This window comes from Amycolatopsis sp., assembly GCF_025464955.1.
In the GTDB taxonomy this organism is placed as follows: domain Bacteria; phylum Actinomycetota; class Actinomycetes; order Mycobacteriales; family Pseudonocardiaceae; genus Amycolatopsis.
In genome coordinates, this window is the sequence record NZ_JAODNM010000045.1 from 43,448 (window position 1) to 58,701 (window position 15,254).

The 15,254-nt window shown below is 68.7% G+C and carries 15 protein-coding genes; 6 read left to right on the forward strand and 9 right to left on the reverse strand.

All coding sequences use genetic code 11. The features are described from left to right. Positions 1 to 61: 61 nt before the first annotated feature. The 5 genes from JWQ81_RS09830 to nadD are packed head-to-tail and all read right to left on the reverse strand — an operon-like array spanning position 62 to position 3,331. On the reverse strand, positions 62 to 901 hold the full coding sequence (locus JWQ81_RS09830) for a DegV family protein (RefSeq protein WP_297539827.1): 840 nt from the start codon (positions 899 to 901) through the stop codon (positions 62 to 64). 9 nt (positions 902 to 910) lie between these two features. After that, positions 911 to 1,651 carry a diglucosylglycerate octanoyltransferase gene (gene octT / locus JWQ81_RS09835; protein ID WP_297539828.1) on the reverse strand — a complete coding sequence of 247 codons (741 nt, stop codon included), beginning with the start codon at positions 1,649 to 1,651 and terminating at the stop codon, positions 911 to 913. Positions 1,652 to 1,654: 3 nt separating this feature from the next. Beyond that, a complete protein-coding gene (locus tag JWQ81_RS09840; protein ID WP_297539829.1) occupies positions 1,655 to 2,269 on the reverse strand; it encodes a histidine phosphatase family protein in 615 nt (204 codons plus the stop codon). Then, entirely contained in the window at positions 2,266 to 2,667 is a 402-nt protein-coding gene (rsfS, locus tag JWQ81_RS09845) for a ribosome silencing factor (RefSeq protein WP_297539830.1), read from the reverse strand. The genes JWQ81_RS09840 and rsfS overlap by 4 nt, the downstream gene beginning before the upstream one ends. 46 nt (positions 2,668 to 2,713) lie before the next feature. Next, a complete protein-coding gene (gene nadD / locus JWQ81_RS09850; RefSeq protein WP_297539831.1) occupies positions 2,714 to 3,331 on the reverse strand; it encodes a nicotinate-nucleotide adenylyltransferase in 618 nt (205 codons plus the stop codon). A 172-nt stretch (positions 3,332 to 3,503) separates the two neighbouring features. Between nadD and JWQ81_RS09855 the strand changes: the two genes are divergently transcribed. The 5 genes from JWQ81_RS09855 (at position 3,504) to argS (ending at position 9,780) form a co-directional block, all read left to right on the forward strand. After that, complete coding sequence (locus JWQ81_RS09855) at positions 3,504 to 5,609, forward strand: RecQ family ATP-dependent DNA helicase (protein ID WP_297539832.1); 2,106 nt, start codon at positions 3,504 to 3,506, stop codon at positions 5,607 to 5,609. Between the two features lie 93 nt (positions 5,610 to 5,702). Next, positions 5,703 to 6,992, forward strand: coding sequence for an MFS transporter (locus tag JWQ81_RS09860; RefSeq protein WP_297539833.1), 1,290 nt, complete (start codon positions 5,703 to 5,705; stop codon positions 6,990 to 6,992). A 118-nt stretch (positions 6,993 to 7,110) separates the two neighbouring features. Beyond that, positions 7,111 to 7,593 (forward strand): hypothetical protein, encoded by a 483-nt coding sequence (locus JWQ81_RS09865; protein WP_297539834.1) that lies wholly within the window; start codon positions 7,111 to 7,113, stop codon positions 7,591 to 7,593. Positions 7,594 to 7,607: 14 nt separating this feature from the next. Then, a complete protein-coding gene (locus JWQ81_RS09870) occupies positions 7,608 to 8,009 on the forward strand; it encodes a hypothetical protein (protein ID WP_297539835.1) in 402 nt (133 codons plus the stop codon). Positions 8,010 to 8,046: 37 nt separating this feature from the next. Next, complete coding sequence (argS, locus tag JWQ81_RS09875; RefSeq protein WP_297539836.1) at positions 8,047 to 9,780, forward strand: arginine--tRNA ligase; 1,734 nt, start codon at positions 8,047 to 8,049, stop codon at positions 9,778 to 9,780. Here the strand turns inward: argS and JWQ81_RS09880 are convergent. Both JWQ81_RS09880 and JWQ81_RS09885 read right to left on the reverse strand, forming a co-directional pair. After that, positions 9,777 to 10,595 carry a pentapeptide repeat-containing protein gene (locus JWQ81_RS09880; protein WP_297539837.1) on the reverse strand — a complete coding sequence of 273 codons (819 nt, stop codon included), beginning with the start codon at positions 10,593 to 10,595 and terminating at the stop codon, positions 9,777 to 9,779. The genes argS and JWQ81_RS09880 overlap by 4 nt on opposite strands. 21 nt (positions 10,596 to 10,616) lie before the next feature. Then, positions 10,617 to 11,903 carry an NAD(P)/FAD-dependent oxidoreductase gene (locus JWQ81_RS09885; RefSeq protein WP_297539838.1) on the reverse strand — a complete coding sequence of 429 codons (1,287 nt, stop codon included), beginning with the start codon at positions 11,901 to 11,903 and terminating at the stop codon, positions 10,617 to 10,619. A gap of 130 nt (positions 11,904 to 12,033) precedes the next feature. Here JWQ81_RS09885 and JWQ81_RS09890 point away from each other — a divergent pair, with 130 nt between their 5' ends. Then, positions 12,034 to 12,654: a TetR/AcrR family transcriptional regulator gene (locus JWQ81_RS09890; protein WP_297539839.1), complete on the forward strand. Its 621-nt coding sequence runs from the start codon at positions 12,034 to 12,036 to the stop codon at positions 12,652 to 12,654. On the opposite strand, the gene proB is transcribed toward JWQ81_RS09890, so the two are convergent. Beyond that, positions 12,651 to 13,760, reverse strand: a complete 1,110-nt coding sequence (gene proB, locus JWQ81_RS09895) for a glutamate 5-kinase (RefSeq protein ID WP_297539840.1) — start codon at positions 13,758 to 13,760, stop codon at positions 12,651 to 12,653. The genes JWQ81_RS09890 and proB overlap by 4 nt on opposite strands. Further along, positions 13,753 to 15,246, reverse strand: a complete 1,494-nt coding sequence (gene obgE, locus JWQ81_RS09900) for a GTPase ObgE (RefSeq protein WP_297539841.1) — start codon at positions 15,244 to 15,246, stop codon at positions 13,753 to 13,755. Before obgE ends, proB begins: the two co-directional genes overlap by 8 nt. Between the last annotated feature and the right edge of the window lie 8 nt (positions 15,247 to 15,254).

The window sequence follows — 15,254 nt, forward strand, 5'->3', positions numbered from 1 at the left end:
GCCTTGAACACGCCCGCCGCGACCGTGACAGCACGGTCCGACGAGGTCAGGCTGAGGAGCCTCACCGCTGAACGACTACGGCGAGTACACCCGGCCCGGTGTGCGCCCCGATTACCGCGCCAATCTCGGACACCACGCAGCCCGACGCCGACGGCATGCGCGCTTCCAGCCGGTTCGCCAGTTCGACGGCGCGCTCGGGCGACGCGAGGTGGTGCACGGCGAGCTCGACCGGCTCGTCCGCACCCGCGAGAACGGCCAGTTCCACCAGCCTCCCCACCGCCCGGTTCATCGTGCGGACCTTCTCCAGTGGCAGGATCCGGCCGTCGGACATGTGCAGCACGGGTTTGACCGCGAGGGCGGTACCGAGCAGTGCCGCGGCGGGACCGATGCGGCCTCCACGACGTAAGTGCTCAAGCGTTTCCACGACGAACAACGTCTCCGAACGTTTCGCCGTCTCCACGGCGACGGCTTCGACCTCTTCGCCCGAAGCGCCACCCATCGCCGCGGCCGCGGCGTGCAGGGCGGCGAACCCGAGCCCCATCGCGGTGGTGCGCGAGTCGACGATCCGCACCCTGTCCTGCCCGACCTCCTGCGCGGCCAGGACGGCGGCTTCCCACGTCCCGGACAGTTCACGGGACAGGTGGATCGACACGACCGCCTCCGCCCCCGCGTCGAGCGCGGCGCGGAACTCCGCCACGAACTCGGCCGGAGTCGGCCGGGAGGTGGTGACGATCCGCCGCTGTCCCAGCGCTTCGGCGAGCGCGGCCGGGCCCACCTCGACCCCGTCGAGGGCGGTGACGCCGTCAATGAGGACGTGCAGGGGCACCACTCGGATGTGATGCCGGTCTGCGAAGCCCTCCGGCAGGTGGGCGGTGGAATCCGTGATTACGGCGACCGGCACGCGGTCAGCCTACGTGGCGGGGCCGGGGGCGGTGGTGGGCAGGAGCGGGGCGATCATCGCCGCCATCGCGGCACCGACCTCGGCATGACCGGCCCAGCCCCAGTGCATGCCGTCGGGGTTTCCCTGACCGCTCAGCACATGCGGGCCGACCACTTCGGCCAGGTCGAGCAGCGGGACATCCGCGCGTCGCGCCCACGACGCCATGGCCGCCGCAGCCTGAGCCCGCGCCGTGTGCACGTAGCCGTAGGAGGCCGCCCGGTGCACCGCGGGAAGGGTGCCGACAATCGGCAACGACGGACGCAGCGCCCGCAAGGCCGAGACGCAGTCGTCGAGGTAACGCACGGTCAGCTTCGCCGGCAGCACCGTGGGCCGTCCGCGCATGGCGACGGCGAGACGCGGCTGAGCGAACTGGTAAGTACGGCGCGCCCAGCGCCGGAACGGGTCCGGGCGCAGGTATCGTAGCCCCTGCCGAAGGTAGGTGGGCAGAGGCGAGGGCAAGGTCTCCATGCTGCCGACCGCGAGGACGACGACGTCGGCACGTCGCACCTCGGCCCAGACGCGCGGGTCACCGGTCAACGACCACCACACGTCCCGTGCTGTCCAGCCGATGCCGGCGAACAGCTCCGCGCTGCCATCGAGACCGGCCGCGGCGAGGTTCGGCCAGATCCGCGGATCGTCGGCGGGATGACCATCGGCCGGGCCGTGGAAACTGAGCGAGTCGGAGAACACCAGCAGCCGCGGGGAGTCCATACGTCAGCCGGTCATCCCCGCGTTGTAGGCGAGCAGTCGCCAAGTGCCGTCGCGGAGACCGAGCTCGACCCAATGACAGTTCACGATGCCGCCGAGTGAGGACCAGAGCTCCACCGGCAGGCCCAGCAACCGGCCGGTCAACGCGATGATCAGGCCGCCGTGCGTCGCGAGCAGCACGGTCTCGGCCGGTTCCTCGTCCGGGTGGGCCAGATCGAGCACGACCTCCTGCGCCCGGTCCGCGACGTCGATCCGCGACTCGCCGCCCGGTGGCGCCCAGGTGGAGTCGACACGCCAGGTGTTCCGCTCGCCTGGCCAGCGCTCGTCCACCTGCTCGCCGGTCAGCCCCTGCCACTCGCCTAGGTGGGTCTCACGCAGGCGCTTGTCGATGCGCAGCGGAACGCCCAATGCCTCGGTGAGCACCGTCGCGGTGTCGGTGGCGCGGTGCAGATCGGAGGCGATCACCAGGTCCGGCGAGAACCGTGCGAGCGCTGGCGCGGCGAACCGCGCCTGGTTCCAGCCGACGGGCGTCAGCGCCGAGTCCAGATGGCCCTGCATCCGGCCGGCCGCGTTGTAGTCGGTCTCGCCGTGCCGCCACAGCACGAGCCGGCGCGGGGTCATGGCAGGTCTTCCCCTTCGTCCTCTCCGTCCGCGATGAGCTCCAGGCCTTCGACCTCGATCGGCGGGCAGTCCTTCCAGAGCCGTTCCAGGCCGTAGAAGGACCGCTCCTCCTGGTGTTGCACGTGGACGACGACGTCGATGTAGTCGAGCAGCACCCAGCGCCCTTCGCGGGCTCCTTCGCGGCGGACCGGCTTGTGCCCGGCCAGTCGGAGCTTCTCCTCGACGTTGTCGACGATCGCGCCGACCAGGCGCTCGTTGGGCGCGGAGGCGATGACGAAGGCGTCGGTGATCACCAGCTGGTCGGAGACGTCCAGCACGACGACGTCGCTGGCCTTCTTTTCCGCCGCCGCGTGTGCGGCGGCTATGGCCAGCTCTCGTGCCTCGGACGTGGCTACCACAGTGCTCCTTCGAATAGGGGGATTCGCCCGTTGAGAGTACCCGGGCTCACCGTCCATCCGTTCGGCCCGGTGCGGCCGGCGCACTGTAGAGGTGGAGTTTGTCGATGTAGCGGACCACGCCGTCGGGCATGAGGTACCAGACCGGCTCACCCCGTTCGACCCGGTCGCGGCACGCCGTCGAGGAGATCGCCATCGCGGTGACCTCCACCAGGCTGACCTTGCCGCTGGGCAGATGGTTGTTGTTGAGCCGGTAACCCGGCCGGGTGACGCCGATGAAATGCGCGAAGGTGAACAGCTCGTCGGCGTTGTGCCAGGTGAGGATCTGCTCGAGCGCGTCGGCGCCGGTGATGAAGAACAGCTCGTCTTCGGGATACCGGGCGTGCAGCTCGCGCAGCGTGTCGACGGTGTAGGTCTGCCCGTCGCGGTCGATGTCCACGCGGCTGACCGAGAACACCGGGTTGGACGCGGTGGCGATCACCGTCATCAGGTACCGGTCCTCCGCGCGGGTGACCATCCGATCGGTCTTCTGGTACGGCTGCCCGGTCGGGACGAAGATCACCTCGTCGAGCGCGAACCGGGACTGGACCTCGCTCGCGGCGACCAGGTGGCCGTGGTGCACGGGGTCGAAGGTGCCGCCCATGACCCCGATCCGGCGTGGTGACATGAATGAGCAGCCTATACATCGGCGAAACGACGCCGGAGCGTTCCCAGCCAGACGGGTTCTTAAGTGACCTGGGTCACACTGATGACCGCTGGATCGCACGACTCGCCCTTTCGCGCCGCGACTTCGCCCGCCGATGCCCGAATCGTCGGTCCCATGCGGTAGAGGTTGACCCGTGGACATAGATTCTCTGCGGCAACGAGCCGAATCCAAGCTGCGTGAACTGGCCGGCGACGCGGCGACCTTGCGCGAAGACCAGTGGACCGCGATCGAGGCGCTGGTGGCGCACCGCCGCCGCGCCCTCGTGGTGCAGCGCACCGGCTGGGGCAAGTCGGCGGTGTACTTCCTCGCCACAGCGCTGATCCGCGAGCAGGGCGGCGGGCCGACGGTGATCATCTCGCCACTGCTGGCGCTGATGCGCAACCAGATCTCCGCCGCGGCCCGCGCGGGCATCCACGCCGCCACGATGAACTCGGCCAACGCCCAGGACTGGGACGAGGTCCAGGCCGCCATCGCGGCCGGCGAGGTGGATGTGCTCCTGGTCAGCCCGGAACGGTTGAACAACCCCGACTTCCGCGACACCGTGCTGCCGAAGCTGACCGCGAGCGCGGGGCTGCTGGTGGTCGACGAAGCCCACTGCATCTCCGACTGGGGGCACGACTTCCGCCCGGACTACCGCCGCCTGCGCACCCTGCTGGGTGAACTTCCCGAAGGCGTCCCGGTACTGGCCACCACGGCCACCGCGAACGACCGGGTGGCCACCGACGTCGCCGAGCAGCTGGGCATCGGCAACGGCTCGGACACCCTGGTGCTGCGGGGCACGCTGGACAGGGAGAGCCTGCACCTGGCGGTCTGCCGGCTACCCACGGCGCAGGCGCGGCTGGCCTGGCTGGCCGAGCACCTCGGCGAGCTCCCGGGCTCCGGGATCATCTACACGCTGACCGTCGCCGCCGCGCACGACGTCGCGTCCCTGCTTAACGACCGCGGCTACCCGGTCGCGGCCTACACCGGTAAGACCGAGCCCGCCGAGCGGCAGGCGGCCGAGGACGATCTGCTGGCCAACCGCGTCAAGGCACTCGTCGCGACCTCCGCGCTCGGCATGGGCTTCGACAAGCCGGACCTCGGTTTCGTGATCCACCTCGGCGCGCCGTCCTCCCCCATCGCCTACTACCAGCAGGTCGGGCGTGCTGGGCGCGGCGTGGACCGGGCCGAGGTGATCCTGTTGCCGGGCCGGGAAGACGCCGAGATCTGGGAGTACTTCGGCTCGCTCGCCTTCCCCCCGGAGTCGCGGGTCACCCAGGTCCTCAACGCACTGTCCTATGCGGACCGTCCACTTTCGACGGCCGCGCTCGAGCCGACGGTGGAACTGTCCCGGTCGCGCCTCGAGATGGTGCTCAAGGTGCTCGACGTCGACGGCGCGGTGCGCCGGGTGCGCGGCGGCTGGGAAAGCACCGGCCAGGACTGGCACTACGACGCGGAGCGCTACGAACGCGTTCGGCAGGCGAGGTCCACCGAGCAGGCCGCAATGCTGGAGTACGTCGCCACCGAAGGCTGCCGGATGGAGTTCCTGCGCCGTCAGCTCGACGATCCGGAGGCGGTCCCGTGCGGCCGGTGCGACAACTGCACCGGGCAGCGCTGGTCCACCGAGGTCTCGGCGGCGGTCGTGGACTCCACCGCCGAAAAGCTGCAGCGGCCGGGCATCGAGGTCGCGGCCCGCCGCCAGTGGCCGACGGGCATGGCGAAGCTCGAGGTCTCCTTGTCGGGCAAGATCGCCGCGGGCGAACAGGCGGAGCCGGGGCGCACCCTCGGCAGGCTGACCGACGTCGGCTGGGGTACCCGGCTGCGCGAGCTCGTCGGCACCAACGCCAAGGACGCACCCGTACCCGACTCGGTCTTCAAGGCGTGCATCGCGGTCCTCGCCTCGTGGAACTGGGCCGAACGGCCGGTGGCGGTGGTCGGCGTCCCGTCGGCCACCCGTCCCGAACTGGTCGGGGATCTGGCCCACCGGCTAGCGGACGTCGGCAGGCTGCGGTTCCTCGGCACGCTCGAGTCGGCAGGCGGCGCGCCCCGGCGCGCGAACAGCGCACAACGTCTGGCCGACCTCACACAGCGGCTGACCCTGCCCGCGGACGTCGCGGCAGCGGTCGCCGAAGCCGGTGGGCCGGTCCTCCTGGTCGACGACCTGGTCGACACCGGCTGGACCGTCACGGTCGCCACGCGGCTGCTCCGCCGGGCGGGAGCGTCCGCAGTGCTGCCGTTCGCCCTCGCGAGCACGTCATGAGGTGAGGCCGGGCACGCCGGGCGGGATCACCTTCCGCGCGAGGCCGGTTTCTGGCAGGGTGCCGTCACACTGATCACCAGCGTGGAGGTGCCTGTGGCCGAGTCGATCGCCATCAAACCGGCCCGGCACCGGTTGCCGGTCCGCATCCTGGTCGCGGCGAGCGCGGGCAACGCGCTCGAGTGGTTCGACTGGACGATCTACGCGACGTTCAGCATCTACTTCGCCACGGCCTTCTTCCCGTCTGGCAACGACACCCTCGCGCAGATCAACACCTTCGCCACGTACGCGCTGGCGTTCTTCTTCCGCCCGCTCGGCGGGTTGCTGCTCGGCCGATTCGCCGATCTGAAGGGCCGGAAACCGGCGATGCTGCTCACCATCGTGCTGATGGCGGGCGGTTCCCTCGCGATCGCCGTCCTACCGACGTTCGGCCAGGTTGGTTGGCTGTCACCGATTCTGCTGCTCCTCGCGAGAGTCGCGCAGGGACTCTCGCTGGGAGGGGAGGTTTCGAACGCGTCGGCGTACCTGGGCGAAATCGCGCCGGCCGCACGTCGGGGCCGGTACTCGGCGTTCTTCTACATTTCCACCGGTTCCGCGGTGTTGCTGGCCTCGGTGATCGGCTTCGTCCTGTCGAAGACGATGGACAAGGCCGACCTGAACTCCTATGGCTGGCGGATCCCGTTCGTCGTCGGCGGGATGCTCGGTTTCGCCGGGTTCTGGCTTCGCCGGAGCCTGGCCGAGACCGAACAGTTCGAACAGAACAAGGTGAAAGCCCAGAAAGTGCGCCGCCCCCTGCTGACGACAGTGCGTGAGCACCCGAAGGCCGTCGGCCAGCTCGTCGGCTTCACCATGCTCTCGACCCTTTGCTACTACACGTTTTTCAGCGCGCTGACGCCGTTCGCGGTGAAGACCCGCAAGGCCGACGCCGACGACGTCTTCCTCGCGCTGTCCATCGCGACGGCGTTGTTCGTGCTCCTGCAGTACCCGATGGGCGCACTAGCCGACCGCATCGGCCGCAAACCCCAGCTCCTCGTCTGGTCGGCGGCCATGGCCATCGTGATCGTGCCGCTGTCGTACCTGGTCAAACCCGGGCTGGGCGGCCTGCTCGTGGTGTTCTGCGTGGGCCTGGTGCTGTACACGGCGATGACCTCGGTCGCGCCGGCGATCATGAGCGAGCTGTTCCCGACCGAACTGCGCGGTATCGGGATCGGCGCCTGGTACAACCTGACGGTCGCCGTCTTCGGCGGGACCGCGCCCCTGGTGATCAGCGCCCTCGCCGGTGCCGGGGCGTCGACGGTCTTCTTTTACTACGTCGCCGCCTGTGCCGCGATCTCGTTCTTCGTCATCCTCCGCCTGCCCGAAACCCGGGGCGCCGAGCTCACCTGACCCGAATCTCAGGGATGCCCCTGATTGCCGCGAGATCCCGGACGGGCTAAGTTTTGCTCAAGCGAGCAACAAACAGCTCAGCCAAGCAATCACCTTCGACGACTCCCTGGGGGATCTCGTGTCTACCACCACCAACACCCTGCTCAAACCGGTCATCACCGTGCTCTACCTCAACCTGGCGATCAGTTTCGTCCTGGCCGCGCTGACGTTCCTGCTGAAGAACAACATCCTCGACTACCAGGTCGCGAACCTGCCCGGGATCGGCACCATGACCCCGGCCGACGCGGCCTCGTCCCGCCGGACCCTGGCAGACATCCTCTGGATCAGGCCGATCTCGGTACTCCTCATCTCGGTGATCTACGTGCGCCTCGCGAGCCGACTGCACCTCGGCAGGCGCCGCACCTACATCCGCGTGCTGGTCATCGCCGTCGCGGGCTTTCTCGCCCTCGCCTATCTCGTCGCGAGCGCGCAGTTCCCGATGTGGATGCGAGTCGGCCAGGTCGTCCAGGCGCTGGTCCTGCTCGGTCTGCTGTTCGCCGTGACCCGCCGCGACGTGCGAAACCACTTCAGCTCCGGCAAACCTGCGCCGACCACCGTCTGAACAGGAAAGCAGCCATGACTACCCGACGAAACTTGCTCCGCGCCGGCGCGCTGGCGGCCACCGGGATCGCGGCTTGGTTCGGCGCACCTCAGGACCTCGCGGCGATGGCCACCGAGACGTCTTCGATGGTGACGGTGACGCTCGGCGGACCCGGTGTTCCTCGGCACGAGTCCTTGCGGTTCTCCATCGACGACTCGTCGGTCGACAAACAGACTTGGGGCCGGATCACCCGCACCTTCGTCAAATTCACCCTCGACCTGGCGACTCCGGTCCCGCTGCAGAACCGGTTCATCACCGACGCGGACGCACTGACCCCGCACAACCGGTTCGCCGTGCACGAGCCGGCAGTGAGCCACCTCGGGTTTGTCCTCGACCCAAATCCGCTCGCGGACATCCTGACCTGCTCGTTACCCTGACGCCGACCATCTTCGGACGAAACGCAGGGAGAACACCGTGGTACGGGGTGACGTAGGTATCGAGTTGGGCCGCCGGGTCGCGGCCGCGCTCGAAGCCGCGCTGGGCATCGAGCTGACACCGGCCGAGACGCTCATCCGGACCTCGTCCCGGCGCGGTGCCGACTACCAGTGCAACGTCGCGATGAGCCTCGGCAAGAAACTCGGCCGAGCGCCCAGGGAAGTCGCCGAACTGATCGTGAAGCACCTGGACTCCGACGACCTCCTGCAGGGTGCGGAGGTCGCCGGGGCCGGGTTCATCAACCTCGAACTGTCCGTCGCCTGGCTCGAAGGGCAGGTGACCTCGCTGACCGACGACGACCGGCTCGGGGTCGCGCCGGTCGAGGTCCCCCGCCGGATCGCGATCGACTACAGCAGTCCCAACATCGCCAAGGAGATGCACGTCGGGCACATTCGGTCGACGGTCATCGGCGACTCGATCGCGCGGCTGCTGCGGTTCGAAGGCCACGAGGTCATCCCGCACAACCACCTCGGCGACTGGGGCACCCCGTTCGGGATGCTCATCGAGTACTTCCTCGCCCAGGGCGGCGGCGGCGAGCAGACGATCAGCGATCTCGACCGGTTCTACAAAAGGGCCCGCGAACGCTTCGACTCCGACGCGGACTTCGCCGAACTGGCTCGCAAACGTGTCGTCCTGCTGCAGGGCGGCGACGAGGAAACGCTGACGTTGTGGCGACATCTCGTCGACGAGTCGACCCGGCATTTCGACAAGGTGTACGGCCTGCTCGGCATCGGCCTGACCACAGACGACATCTACGGCGAAAGCTTCTACAACCCCTACCTGGCCCAGGTAGTCACCGAGTTGGAAGAAAAGGGACTCACCGAAATCAGCGACGGCGCGGTCTGCGTCTTCCCGACCGGTTTCACCAACCGCGAAGGCGACCGGCTGCCGCTGATCATCCGCAAACGCGATGGCGGCTACGGCTACGCCATCACCGACCTGGCGACAGCCCGCTACTGGACGGCGGAACGCGGCGCCACGGACCTGCTCTACGTCGTCGGCCTGCCGCAAGCGCAGCATTTCGAGATGGTCTTCGCCGTCAGCCGCGCGGCTGGGTGGATCACCGACGCCCAACACGCCGAGCACATCGGTTTCGGCACGGTCCTCGGCGAGGACGGCAAGGCCATGAAGACCCGGTCCGGGGAGACGGTGAAGCTCGCCGACCTCCTCGCCGAGGCAGTCGAACGGGCGACCGCGGTCATGGCCGAGCGAAGCGACCTCGCGCCCGAAGCGCAAGCCGATGTCGCGCGGGCGGTGGGCATCGGCGCGGTGAAGTACGCCGACCTCTCCGGCGACCGCGAACGGAACTACACCTTCGAGTGGGACCGGATGCTGGCGACCGAAGGCAACACCTCGGTCTACCTCCAGTACGCCAACGCCCGGATCCGGTCCATCCTGCGCAAGGCTGGCCGGGAAGCCGGCGGCGCGCCGGTCAAGCTGGACGCCCCCGCCGAACGCGAGCTGGCGCTGAAACTTGTCCAGTTCCCGGCCGCGCTGGCGTCGGCGACCCAGACCTACTCGCCGCACAAGATGTGCACGTACCTCTACGAGACGGCGACCGCGTTCTCCGGGTTCTTCGAGCACTGCCCGATCCTGCGTTCGGAGGTGCCCGAAGACGTCCGGGCCTCACGGCTGGCGTTGGCGAGCCTGACGTCGGACGCCTTGACACTCGGCATGTCCCTGCTCGGAATCGAAGCGCCCCAACAGCTCTAGCGCCAGTGCGACGGGCGGGTGAGCGACGGCGGTACCAAGGTCTCGCCGTCGCCCTTCGCCGCGTTGAGCTGGGACTGGGTGAGGAAGATGCTGCCGGTGAGGTCTGCGCCGCGGACGTCGGTGTCCCGGAAATCCGCGCCGATGAGATCAGCCAGCCGCAGGTCCGCGCCGCGCAGGTCCGCGCCGATGAGGTACGCGCCCCGCAGGTTGGCGCCCCGCAGATCGGCACCCTTCAGCTTCGCGCCGATGAGGTCCGCTCCCCGGCGGTCCTTTTTCTTGCCAGGCGCACCGGCCCGGACGAGTTCGCTCGTCCGGAGCAGCAAAGTGTTGACGCCTTGGCGATGCTCCGCGACATCCAGCTCGGCGAGGGCCTCCGCGCTGCGCTCGGTCAGCGTTTCGGTTTCCTTGAGCGCCAGCGCTATTTCGCTGTGCAGTGAACGAGCCTGCGGCAACGTCGACGCTTCGGTCAGGTACCAAAGCAGTTCGTGCAGCTGTCGCATCACCGGCAGAACAGCGAACATCTGCTTCGCCGTCTTCGGTTCCTGGCGCCAGTCCCGGCCGCCGAACGTGCCCTGGGAAACCTTCTGCCCGGCACCGAAGCAGTCGTAGACCGTGCAGCCTGGGAACCCCTTCGACCGTAGCTTCGCGTGAATGCCGCAGCCGAAGTCAGGTTCGAGGTTGGGACAGGGTTCGCCGGCCGGCTTGTCGATCGCGAAGTCCGCCGAAGCCGTGAAGGTCAACGCGACGCAGCACAGCCCGAAGCAGTTCTGGCAGTCTGCCAGCAGGTTGGCGCGACCCAGGAGGTTCTCGGACACAACCTCACTCTAGTTCGCACGCTAGTCGGCGAAGACCCGGCGCTTCAGCGGCGGAACGGCGTTGAAGAAGCGCAACATGCCTTTGTACAGCATCCGGCCGGCCGCGTTCTCGGAGACGAACTGCTCCGCGCTGCGCGCTGAAGCCCGAACGGCGGCGAACCCGTAGTCGCGCATCTCCCGTTCGTAACCCTCGATGGCTTGGGAGAGCGGCAACTCACCGCGCGAAGCGGCGACCAACCGCCCGCAGAGGAGCTCCGCGTCCCGGAGCGCGGTGTTGGCCCCGATTCCGCGGAACGGCGTCATGCTGTGGATCGCGTCACCGAGCAGCGTGATGTTCGTGCTCTGCCAGGCGTCGACCGGGACCGACGTATAGATGGGCAGCATGGTCACCGTCGGTTCGGGCGACGCCGCGACGACGCGGCTCAAGGCCGGATGCCAACCCTGGATCATCTCGGCGATGACGCTCTTCAGCTCCGCGCCGGTCAAGTCCGCCAGCCGGGAAGCATCCGGGTAACGTCCTCGCGCGGCCGCATAGGCCCACATGACGTAGCTACCGGTGTTGTCGAACAGCACCGGATCGAGTTCCGCACTCACGTCGTTCTCGCCGACCCCGTCGCCCAGCACGTGCGGCGCGGTGAACATGCCACAGCCCCGCGGCGGCATCACCATGTTGGGTCCGTCGTAGAGCCGCTTCGGCAGGTCACGCCGTACTTCGCCGGTCAGTGGCAGCTTGCCCACGATAGCGAGGATCCCGGTGTCCACCCGGACAGCCCCGGGGAGGAACTGGGCTCGCACAGCGGAGTTGGCACCGTCCGCGGCGACCAGGACGTCGGCCTCCGTCGTCGTGCCGTCGGCGAAGAAACAGACGATCTTGCCGTCATCACGACGCTCGTAGCGTTCGAACTTCTTGTCATAGTGGGCGATTCCGTCGAGCTCCGTCGAAAGCACCTGGTGCAGCGTGATCCGGCTGACCGAATGATGGGCGCACGCCGGATCGCGGACCGCGCCGGGTGGCAGTTCGCCGGCGAGGAGCATGAGTTCCCGCAGCTGTTCGTCGACAAAACCAAAAGCCCCACCGGGTTCACCGCAGGTCGCCACGAACCGCTCCCAGAGCGCGGGTGGCAGGCAGGTGTGCAGCGCATGGCAACCGTTCGGATTGATGTGGACGCGATAACCCTGCAAGCGCTCGGTACGCGTACGGCTCCGCTCGTACACCGCGACGCTCACTCCTGCTTGCCTCAGCCCTTGAGCCAGGCACAGCCCCCCGGTCCCGCCGCCGATCACCACGACATGGAACTTCTCGAACATCGTTCTCTCCCCTGCGTTCGGACAACTCCTTCGGCAATAATCATCCATATGGATGATTAAGTCAACGCGCCGGATAATTGATGTGATCCACCGGGCGTCGAACAACGCCCTGATCGGCTACCGTGCTCGTGTGCCGGAATCCCCAAAGCCGCCTCGCCGCTCCCCCTCGCCCAGCGAGCGACAGCGTGACCCTGAGCGCACCAAGGCACGGATACTCGAAGCGGCCAAGGCCGAGTTCGGTGCGAAGGGGTACGTCGGCGCCCGAGTCAGTGAGATCGCGAACAGCGCCGGGATCAACAAGCAACTGATCTCGTACTACTTCGGCGGCAAGGAAGGCCTCTACACCGAGGTGACCGCGGCGATCGCGCGGCGCAACCTCGCGCTGACCGATCCCGGGCGGTCGCTTGCCGAAACCGCGCGAGACTTCATCGAGGAGACCGATCGCGAAAGCGCCCGGCTGTTCCTCTGGGAGAACCTCGCCGAGGACGAACCCGCACCTGGCGACGAAGGCCGCGAGTTCCTGGCACAGCAAGTCGACTACATGCGGGCACGGCAGGCCGCTGGTGATTTCCCCGAGGACATCGACCCGGCCCACCTGCTGCTGATCGTCATCAGCGCGGCGATGGCGCCCTGGGCGTTCCCCAAGGTGGCGTCGTCGATCTCGGGCCAGGATCCGGCGTCACCGGAGTTCGCCGAAACCTTCGCGGAGCAGCTCTCCCTCGTCCTGGGCCACCTGCGCCCGGAGCGTTAGCGGCGGAGCGGGACGAGGTCGTCGGCATGGACGACCTCGCGGCGGAACTCGGCGGGAAGTTCATGGCTCGACCGGCCGATGAGGTTCGGGAGTTCGGCGGCGTCGAAGGCGACGACCCCGCGGGCGACCACGCGGTCGCCGGGATCGACCAGGTCCACGACGTCGCCGGCCTGGAAGTCGCCGTCGATGCCGGTGATTCCGGTCGCCAGCAGCGACCGTCGGCGTCGCACTACCGCCGTGACGGCGCCGTCGTCCAAGCGCAGCTTCCCGGTGGCGCCGGCGGCGTAGCCGAGCCAGAACCGGCGGGCGGTGAGCCTGGAATCCGCAGCGGCGAAGGCCGTTCCGGCTTCGGCCGCGGTCAGTGCGTCCGAGGCTTCCGCGGCGGCGGCCAGGAGTACGGGAATGCCCGCCGCGGCCGCGGTCCGCGCGGCGGCGAGTTTGGAGACCATGCCGCCGGTGCCGAGCCCGGAGCTCGACATGCCGACCGAAATACCCTCCACATCGGACTCACCGTTGACTTCGCTGATCTTGCGAGTGGCGCCGTCACGGGGATCCCCGTCATACAGACCGTCCACATCGGACAAGAGAACCAGCGCGTCCGCGCCGATCAGGTGTGCCACCAACGCGGCGAGCCGGTCGTTGTCACCGAAGCGGATCTCTTCGGTGGCCACGGTGTCGTTCTCGTTGACCACCGGTACCGCGCCGAGCGCGAGCAGCCTGTCGAACGTGCGTTGCGCGTTGCGGTAGTGCGACCGGCGTACGACGTCGTCCGAGGTCAGCAGCACCTGCCCGACCGTCAGCGAATACCGGCCGAACGACTCCGCGTACGCGTGCGCCAGAGCGAGCTGCCCGACGCTGGCCGCCGCCTGCTGCGTCGGCAGGTCGCGCGGACGCTTGCGCAGCGACAACGGCGCGAGCCCCGCGCCGATCGCACCGGAAGACACCAGAACGAGCTGAGCGCCGCGGCCGGCACGCTCGGCAATGGCGTCGACCAGCGCATCGAGCCTGGACACATCGAGCCCGTCACCCGCGGTGGTCAGCGCCGAGGAACCGACCTTGACCACCAGACGACGCGCTGCCGCGATCGCCAGACGGGTCTCACTCAAGGAGCTTGCTGTTCTCTTGCTCGATGACCGCGCTCGTCGGCTCCACGTCCACGGCTTCGTCCGGCCCGTCACGGCGGACGCGGCGGAGTTCCTTACGCGCGGGGGCACCGATCCGGCTGTGGTCTTCGAGCCGCCGGTCGGTCCCGCGGCCGGACATCTGCACAGCGACCCCCGCCGGCGTCGAGGGTTGCCAGTCGAACTGGACATCCCCGAGGGTGACCGGGCTACCCGGCTTCGCACCCTTGCGGGCCAGCGCGTCTTCGACGCCGAGCCGGGCGAGCCGATCGCCGAGGTAGCCGACGGCCTCGTCGTTGTTGAAGTCGGTCTGGCGGATCCAGCGCTCGGGGCGCCACCCGCGGACGATGAACGAACCTTCTTCTTCGGGGTCTTCCTCGACGGTGAAGCCCTGGTCGTCGACCGCGGTCGGACGCAGGATCTTGACCTCGGGTTCGGGCGTCGGCTGGTCCGCGCGGTACTTCTCGACAACCGCGCCGAGGGCGTACGTCAGCTCTCGCAGGCCGGCGCGCGAGGCGGTGGAAATCTCGAAGACCGGCAGACCCCGCGCCTCGAGCTCCGGCTTGACCAGCTCGGCCAGCTCGGCGGCTTCGGGCACGTCGATCTTGTTCAGCACGATCACGCGGGGGCGGTCGGCCAGGTCACCGCCGAGGCTCGGGGTGTACTTGGCGAGCTCCTCCTCGAGCGCGTCCACGTCGGACAGCGGGTCGCGGTCGGCTTCGAAGGTGGCGCAGTCGATCACGTGGACCAGGACGGCGCACCGCTCAATGTGGCGGAGGAAGTCGAGGCCGAGGCCCTTTCCTTCGCTCGCGCCGGGGATCAGGCCCGGGACGTCGGCCATGGTGAACACGGTCGCGCCGGCGGTGATCACGCCGAGGTTCGGGACCAGCGTGGTGAAGGGGTAGTCGGCGATCTTCGGCTTCGCGGACGAGAGCACCGAAATGAGCGACGACTTGCCTGCCGACGGGAAGCCGACCAGGCCGACATCGGCGACGGAACGCAGCTCCAGCACCAGGTCGCGGGTCTCGCCGGGCTCACCCAGCAGCGCGAACCCCGGGGCCTTGCGGGACTTCGAGGCCAGCGCGTGGTTGCCCAGCCCGCCGCGACCACCCTGGGCGGCGACGAACGTGGTGCCGGGACCGATCAGGTCGGCGAGCACCTCACCGTCCTCGGTCATCACGACGGTGCCGCTCGGGACGAACATCTCGAGGTGCTCCCCCGAGGCGCCCGCGCGGTCGCTGCCCATGCCGGGCTTGCCGTTGCCGGCGCGCGCGTGGGGGCGGAAGTGGAAGTCGAGCAGGGTGTGGACGTTCGCGTCGACGATCAGGCGGACATCGCCGCCGTGGCCGCCGTTGCCGCCGTCCGGGCCGCCGAGCGGCTTGAACTTCTCGCGGTGCACAGAGGCACAGCCGTGCCCACCGTCGCCCGCGGACAGGTGGATCACCGCGCGGTCAACGAACCGGGACGCCATTTCTTGCC